The 7982-nt window shown below is 63.2% G+C and carries 7 protein-coding genes; 2 read left to right on the forward strand and 5 right to left on the reverse strand.

The features are described 5' to 3' along the window. The 5 genes from AC1D34_RS30270 to AC1D34_RS30290 form a co-directional block, all read right to left on the reverse strand. A partial coding sequence (locus AC1D34_RS30270; protein ID WP_476826202.1) for a nucleotide sugar dehydrogenase occupies nt 1–1016 on the reverse strand: 1016 nt, incomplete at its 3' end. A gap of 125 nt (nt 1017–1141) precedes the next feature. Continuing rightward, the gene (locus AC1D34_RS30275; protein ID WP_476826203.1) at nt 1142–1915 is read right to left on the reverse strand and encodes an FkbM family methyltransferase; all 774 of its coding nucleotides are present in this window, start codon (nt 1913–1915) and stop codon (nt 1142–1144) included. Between the two features lie 110 nt (nt 1916–2025). Continuing rightward, a complete protein-coding gene (araD, locus tag AC1D34_RS30280) occupies nt 2026–3756 on the reverse strand; it encodes an L-arabinonate dehydratase (RefSeq protein ID WP_476826204.1) in 1731 nt (576 codons plus the stop codon). Nucleotides 3757–3868: 112 nt separating this feature from the next. Further along, on the reverse strand, nt 3869–4786 hold the full coding sequence (locus tag AC1D34_RS30285) for a dihydrodipicolinate synthase family protein (RefSeq protein ID WP_476826205.1): 918 nt from the start codon (nt 4784–4786) through the stop codon (nt 3869–3871). Next, on the reverse strand, nt 4776–5480 hold the full coding sequence (locus tag AC1D34_RS30290; protein ID WP_476826206.1) for a GntR family transcriptional regulator: 705 nt from the start codon (nt 5478–5480) through the stop codon (nt 4776–4778). The genes AC1D34_RS30285 and AC1D34_RS30290 overlap by 11 nt, the downstream gene beginning before the upstream one ends. A gap of 219 nt (nt 5481–5699) precedes the next feature. Between AC1D34_RS30290 and AC1D34_RS30295 the strand changes: the two genes are divergently transcribed. Then, the gene (locus AC1D34_RS30295) at nt 5700–6668 is read left to right on the forward strand and encodes a Bug family tripartite tricarboxylate transporter substrate binding protein (RefSeq protein WP_476826207.1); all 969 of its coding nucleotides are present in this window, start codon (nt 5700–5702) and stop codon (nt 6666–6668) included. A 121-nt stretch (nt 6669–6789) separates the two neighbouring features. Next, entirely contained in the window at nt 6790–7506 is a 717-nt protein-coding gene (locus AC1D34_RS30300; protein WP_476826208.1) for a ribonuclease activity regulator RraA, read from the forward strand. The last annotated feature ends 476 nt before the right edge of the window (nt 7507–7982 follow it).

Raw genomic sequence — 7982 nt, forward strand, 5'->3', positions numbered from 1 at the left:
ATGCCGAGTACGAGGATACGGGCATCGCTGAAATTCTTGCGGAGCTGCGTATCGACCAGCTCCGCCAGGCGGTTGACCACCAGATAGGGCATATGGGTGTTGACTTGGCCTGCGAGCTCGATGAAGCGCGTCGTGATGTCGTATTCGCGCGCCTTCCACGTCAGGTAGAAGGGGTCGATCGGGATGCAGTGGCCACCGAGGCCGGGGCCCGGATAGAAGGGCATGAAGCCGAAGGGCTTGGTCTTCGCCGCCTCGATGACCTCCCAGATGTCGATGTCCATCGCGCTGTAGACCTGCTTCAGCTCATTGACGAGCGCGATATTGACTGCTCGGAAGATATTTTCGGTCAGCTTGACGGCTTCCGCGGTTGCGGTTGATGAAACAGGCACCGTTCTGACCACAAGTGCGCTGTAGAGCGCGTCGGCCATTGCCAAGGCATCTGGCCCGTCGCCCCCGACCACTTTGGGGATATCCGATGTGCCGAAGCTGGGGTTGCCCGGATCCTCGCGTTCAGGCGAGTAAGCCAGGAAGAAATCCTGGCCGCTTGCCAGCCCGGATACGCCTTCCAGGATCGGACGCATCACCTGGTCTGTGGTTCCGGGATAGGTCGTCGATTCCAGCACGATCAGTTGGCCGCGCTGCAACCGGGGCGCGATCGCCTCTGCAGTCTTGACCACATATGACATGTCCGGCTCGCGGTGCCGCGTCAGCGGCGTCGGCACGGCGATGAGCAGGGCGTTCGGCTCGGACAGCCGATCGAAGTCGGTCGTGGCGGCGAACCGGCCGCTGCTGATGCCCTCTGCGATCGGTTCGGACGGGATGTGCTTGATGTCACTCTGGCCGGAATTGATCAGCGCGACGCGGTCGCGATCGATGTCAAAGCCGATGACGCTGAAGCCCTTGCGTAGCGCCGCCAATACGAGTGGAAGGCCCACATAGCCCAGGCCAATGATGCCGATGGTCAAGGAGCGATCATGGGTGCGCTCGATGAAGCGCTGCGCGGCTTCCGAATTCACATTGCACTCGCGCTTTACGCCGAACCCGTGGGGCGGCTGTTTCGTGCGTGAGCTTGTTCCAGACTTGCGAAAACGCGTCAACACAAGCTGGGAGGAGGCACGCCATGGGCCTGTCGGAACGCCAGCTAATCCTTGTAGAGGCTCTTGAAATACCGGTTGATGCCGTCGAGATCGACCGCGGCGCCGTGATTTCGTTCGCAGAGGAGCTGCTGGTGAAAATACCAGTCGTCGAAGCCGACATTGAGCCGATCATAGCCGGCCTCGGCTAGAAGGAGCCTGATCTCCTCCCGGCGCGGCTCGACGAAATTGTGCTCGATGGTGAAGAGCGGGATCCGGTGGCGAGCCAAGTCGATGCTGCGCAGAATGTCGAGTTCGGAGCCTTCCGTATCGAGCGAGACATAGTCGAAGCCGTTTAGCGCGAAATCACCCATCGCAGCGATCTCGTTGAAGGTGATGGTCTCGACCTGGATCAGGCCCTTCTCCGCGACGACCTGGCGACGATGCCTGGCATAACCGTCGCTGTCGGCGAACTCCTCGAGAGTGCCGATCTCCTGGGAGGCAACGAAGTCAAGGACCCTGCCGGACTCGCGATAGACAGCCTTTTCCAGGCAGATCGCCGTGCGGTTCTGCCGGAGCTTCGCAAAAAGTTCGGGGTTGGGCTCGACCGCCACACCCGTCCAGCCATGTTCGGTTTCGAGGAAGTAGCTGTTGCTGTGGAGGACGCCATCGAAGGCGCCGATCTCGGCGAAGCGGCCGCCACGCCTGCCATTGCACATGGCGAAGACCCAGCGCTCCTGCTCGATCTGTGAATTGGTCGGCATCTCGTAGGCAAGGCGTGGGTCGAAGGAGAGCGTGTCGTCATACCCCATCGTCATCAACTGCCCCATCGCCTTAGCCACGCCATTTCGGCGCTCGCATCGATAATGCCCTGGGCTCTCGGCCAGTCCAAGGCAGGTTTGGTCTGTCGTGAGGCTTGCTGCTTCCACGGCCGTGGTCATTCTGAGGTCGCTCAGTGAATCTCCGGTTCCGCCACCTTGGCCGTGCCCTCCAGGTAGTCGAAATCGCAGCCCTTGTCGGCCTGGCGGATATGGGCGGCGGACATGCGGCCATAGCCGCGAGCATAATTGCGGTCGGGTGGTGACCAAGTGGCGAGGCGACCGGCGATTTCGTCGTCGCTAAGCTCGACGGAGATACTGCGAGCCTCGACATCGACAACGATGATGTCGCCGGTCTGAACCGCCGCGAGAGGCCCCTTGATATAAGCCTCCGGCGCGACATGGAGCACGCAGGCGCCGTAGCTGGTGCCGGACATGCGAGCGTCCGAAATGCGCAGCATGTCGCGCACACCCTGCTTCAGCAGTTTTTTGGGAATGGGCAGCATGCCCCATTCCGGCATGCCCGGGCCACCGACCGGGCCGCAGTTCTTCAGGACCATGACGTGATCGGCGGTGACATCGAGGTCCTCGTCGTTCACCGCGCGCATCATCGCGTCGTAATCCTCGAAAACCAGAGCCGGGCCGCGATGTTGGAGCAGCCGAGGCTCGGCCGCGGAAGGCTTGATGACACAGCCATCGGGCGCAAGATTGCCCTTCAGGACGGCAAGCCCGTTGGCGGTCGAGACGGCCCTGTCGAGTGGACGGATGACGTTGTCATCATAGACCTGTGCGAGCGCGATCGTCTCGGCAAGTGGCTTTCCTGTCACTGTCATGGCGTCGGTATGCAGCTTGCTCTCAAGCTGTTTCAACAGGGCGGGCAGACCGCCGGCATAGAAGAAATCCTCCATCAGGAAATCGCCGGACGGCCGCAGGTTAGCGATCACCGGCACCGTGCGCGAGAAGGTATCGAAATCCTCCGGCGTCAGCGGCACGCCAGCCCGACCCGCCATCGCGATCAGGTGGATGATCGCATTGGTCGAGCCCGCCACCGCCATATGGACAGTGAGCGCGTTCTCAAAGCTCTTGCGGGTCAGGATGCGGTCGGGGGTCAGGTCCTCCCAGACCATTTCGACGATGCGCTTTCCCGCAGCCGCGGCCATGCGGGGGTGGGCGGCATCGGCGGCGGGAATCGCGGAGGCGCCGGGCAAGGTGAGGCCGAGCACCTCGGCATGGCTCATCATGGTCGCCGCGGTACCCATCACCATGCAGGTGCCGTGCGAGCGGGCGATACCGCTTTCCATCTCGCGCCATTGGCCGTCCGTGATGTTACCGGCTTCCTTCTCGGCCCAGTATTTCCAGACATCGGCCCCGGAACCCAGCACCTTGCCGGCCCAGTTGCCGCGCAGCATCGGGCCGGCCGGCACGAAGATGAAGGGCAGGCCCGCGCTGCATGCGCCCATCACGAGGGCGGGCGTGGACTTGTCGCARCCGCCAAGCAGCACCGCGCCGTCGAGTGGATGGGAACGGATCGATTCCTCCGCCTCCATCGCCAGGAAGTTGCGGTAGAGCATCGTTGTCGGCTTCTGATACTGCTCGGAGGCCGACATCACCGGGATTTCGACCGGGAAACCGCCCGCGGCCCAGACCGCGCGCTTCACCGCCTCGGCCCGGTCGCGCAAATGGGTGTGACAGGGGTTGATCTCGGACCAGGTGTTGAGGATACCGATGACCGGCTTGCCCATGAACTCCTCGTGATTGAGGCCCATCTGCAGCGCCCGCGAGCGATGACCGAAGGAACGCAGGTCGCTGGCGCCGAACCAGCGCCTGCTGCGCAGCGTCTCGGGCGTCTTGCGGGGGTGGGGCATGGTGTTTCCTCGGATGTTTCTTGCTTGTGGTCTTGACCGCCATTGCGCGCAGTGCGCCGGCGGGGATGCGGGCTGCATGCCTTGTCGCAGTGCTCTGCGATGACGTTCGCGGCTATTCCGCTGCTGCTTGCCGTGCGCCCCAGCCAGCAACGACACGGCGCAGCTCGGCGCGCTCGCTCTCGTTCAGTTCGGGAAGGCCGGGCAGGCGGACGGGGCCGACCGGCGTGCCTAGCAGGCCGAGCGCCTCCTTGACCACGGTCACATTGGCGCCGTTGCCATACTTGGTACGCAGCGTCTCGAAACCGGCGATCTCGTCGACGAGGTGTCGGGCGAGTTCATAATCGTTGCCTTCCAGCGCCCGCCAGATCGCCAGCGAGCGTTCGGGCACGACGTTGACCAGTCCGGAGGTGAAGCCGCGGGCGCCGAGCGCGTGGAACGGTGCGGCCCAGCCTTCGGCCAGTCCACAGATCCAGTTCGCACTGGTGCCCTGGGTCGCGCGCACGCATTCGGCCAGCAGCATCATGTTGTTTGACGCGAACTTCACGCCGGCGACATTGGCGTGGGTCGCGACGCGGGCGAGGTCCTTCACGCCGATCGCGTCGGAGCGGATATAGGCGACGACCGGAATCGGCAGGGCCTCGGCAATGGCGAGAATGTAATCGGCTTGCGATTGCGGCGCGGCAAAGGGATCGAGCGGGTGATGCACCATCACCGCATCGCAACCGGCCGCAACTGCGAGTTTGCCGGTCGCAATCGCTTCGCGAAGGGAGCGGCCGATGCCGGCCGTGACCAGCGACTTGCCGGCTGAGGCCTCGGCGGCGACAGCGTGGCTGCGGACCACCTCGTCGGTGGTCATCGGGTAGAATTCGCCGGTATTTCCTGCCGAGACGATATTGTGGATCCCGGCCTCCGCAATGCGCCGGACGATCTGGCCGGTCAGGGCCCAGTCGGCTTCGCCGTCGCCCTTCCAGGCTGTGACATGCACACCCGAAATTCCGCGTAATGCGGTTCGCAAACGGTCATTCGTCATAGGCCAATCCCTCCGCATCCGAGCCGAACACCTGGCGCACATGGCTCTTGGCCGAGCGCACGATGTGGCTCCTCATTCGCTGCTCGGCGAGCTGCGGCTTGCGCCCAGCCAGCGCCTCGAAGATTCCCTGGTGTTCGACAAAACCCTGGCGGCGTTCGTCCTGCTCGCCGAGCAGTGCGATGCGCTGGGCGTGATCATACATGCGCTGCCCGTCGAGCCGGCGCTCCAGATAGGTGCAGCCTGAGATCCGGTGTATCGCGCCGTGATAGGCTTCGTTCAAATTGACGAGGTCCTCGAGTGCGCTGTGCTCGGTCGCGTGCGCCATGTCGTCGATCAGCCGCGACATGTCGCGGATTTCGGCGTCGCTGATGCGGTTGGCGGCGATATGCGCCATCACGCTCTCGATCGCGGCACGACCGAGCGCCATCTCCAGAGCCTGGCGCGCGGAGAACAGCACGAAGACGCCGCGTCGTGCCTCTGTGCGGACAAGCCCTTCGCTTTCGAGCTTACGGATCGCGTCCTTCACCGGGGTTGTACTGACGCCGAGCATTTCGGCGAGCTGACGCTCGTTCAGCCTCTCCCCGTTCTGGAAGCTGCCGGCCACGATCGCGCGACGCAGACGCTCATGCACATGCTCGCGCAAGGAGCGCAGCAGGTGAGGGGCGACGGGTTCGATCGTGGTGGTCTCGGTCATCATAGTCCCAGCATGTGCGGGGGAGGCACCGAAATCCCGATCGGGCTCCGGCGTTCCGCCCTGCATCGCCGCATCAAACATCACAAACATCAAGTCCGAACAAGTCTGAAATTTCAGATTTCAAATCTGAAATGCTGTGCTATGCCCTGCGGCAAGGAGCCCGGGAAGGGTCGAGCCGGCGCGAATTGCGCGGGCGCTGCAACAAGGGAGGAAGACCTGATGAGTTTGACGCGACGCGCGGCGATGGCCGCCGCCTGCCTGATGATCGCCCCGGCTGCCCTGGCGCAGTCGGATTATCCCTCGAAGGTCGTGGCCATCGTGGTGCCCTTCGCGGCCGGCGGCACGACCGACCTTCTCGGCAGAATCCTGGCCGAGCGGCTGGCAGTGCGGCTCAATGGTAGGTTCATCGTCGAAAATCGGGCGGGGGCGGGCGGCAACACCGGTGTCGCGGCCGTCGCGAGGGCGCCGGCCGACGGCTACACGCTGACCATGGGCACGGTCTCGACCCATGCGATCAACCCGGCCGTCTACAGCAAGATGCCCTATGACCACATCAAGGATTTTGCGCCGATCTCGCAGGTGGCGAGCGTGCCGAATATCCTGATGGTCAATCTCGACCTGCCGGCGAAGTCGGTGCCTGAACTCATCGAACTGCTGAAGAAGAACCCGGGGAAATACTCGTTCGGCTCGTCCGGTGCCGGCACCTCGACGCATATGGCTGCCGAGTTGTTCAAGGTCGCGACCGGCACGGATATGGCCCATGTACCCTACCGATCGAGCGGGCAGGTGACCCAGGATCTGCTCTCCGGGCAGATCCAGCTTTCCTTCGACAACATCACCATAGCGTGGCCGCATGTGGAAGCCGGCAAGATCAGGGCACTCGCGACCGCAACGCCGGAACGGCTCGCCGTGGCCAAGGATTTGCCGGCGCTGGCCGAGTTCATTCCGGGCTATGCCGCGACCTCCTGGCACGGCTTCTTTGCGCCTGCCGCGACGCCGAAACCGATCGTCGACAAGCTTTCTGCCGAGGTGCAGGCGATCATGCGCGAGCCGGCAACCGTCGAGCAACTCAGGAAGCTTGGGGTCGACCCGGTTGGCTCGAGCCAGGCCGATTTCACCGCCCATATCGCCGCCGAAACCAAGCGTTGGGCCGAGGTGGCGCAGAAKGCGAATGTAAAGATCGAGTGAAACGCGATTGCCATGTCCTGACCAAGAGCGGCATTCCGGGGCTGCGCGGAATAGCGGCCCCGGGGCGGCGATCATCAGCGTCGAATGCCGCCTCCTTTGAGCGAATGAGGATCACCTTCCGATGACGTCCGTGCTGACCCCCGAAAATCGCGAAAAGCTGAAGCGCGTCTCCAGCGCCACATTGACGACCGCGCTGTTCAAGCGTGGCTTCCGCAATGTTTTCATCCAGGACGTGCGGCCGCTCGGAACTGCGGCCCCTCGGATGGTCGGCGAGGCCTATACGTTGCGTTACATCCCGGCGCGCGAAGATCTCGACCATCTCGGGGTTTTCGCCGATATCGAGCATCCGCAGCGCAAGGCGGTCGAGGCCTGCCCGCCCGGCCATGTCATGGWGATCGACAGCCGCAAGGATGCGCGCGCGGCATCGGCAGGCGGCATATTGGTCTCGCGATTGATGCAGCGGGGCGTTGCCGGCGTCGTCACCGATGGCGGCTTCCGCGATTCGCCCGACATCGCCCAGATGCCGTTTCCGGCCTTTCACAGCCGGCCGAGCGCTCCGACCAATCTGATCCGCCACCACGCGGCCGATATCAATGTCCCGATCGGCTGTGGCGATGTACCGGTATTCCCCGGTGACATTGTGGTCGGGGACGGTGAGGGAGTCTGCGTGATCCCGGCGCATCTCGCCAATGAGATCGCTGAGGAGGCCTATGAGCAGACGGCCTATGAGGATTTCGTCGAAGAGCGTGTCCGCGCTGGCGAGACCATTTTCGGACTTTATCCGGCCAATGCGGAGACAAAGGCGAAGTTCGCGGTCTGGCGGACGGGGTGGGCCTAAGGCGGGGCGCGCGGCCTAAGGCAGGGCCTCCTAGAAGCGGGTCGAACAGGCGGAGACGAAGTCGGGACGAGATGCCTAATCGTGCCGCTATTAATCCAGAGCGCTGCTTCACTTCGTGCGGGACAAAGCAATTCCCTGCTTTCAGGGATTTCGCAGTGATTCTCCTGGCTCAATCGAGGCGTCTAGCGACTCTGGCATAGGAAAAAACTGTTCCAAAACAAGGCGATATGAGTCCGCATTGGTTTTGGGAGAGCAGGGAATTTTGTCAGATTGAGCAGCGATTTGCGAGTGCCCGAACAGGTACTGGGGAACTCGCGCTGCAAGCTTGACGGTCGTGAACAACCTGCAAGCGCCGGCGCTKGTTGGGGTTTTCTGCGGTTTCAAGTATTCGATTTCGCAAGGGTTTGGGGCTTTGGTGCGCAAAAGCTTGCGATTTCGTCGGGCGTCCGGGTTAGAGGTTTTCGGCGTTTGCGAAG

The sequence above is a fragment of the Allobosea sp. P1_A7 genome (assembly GCF_056406775.1).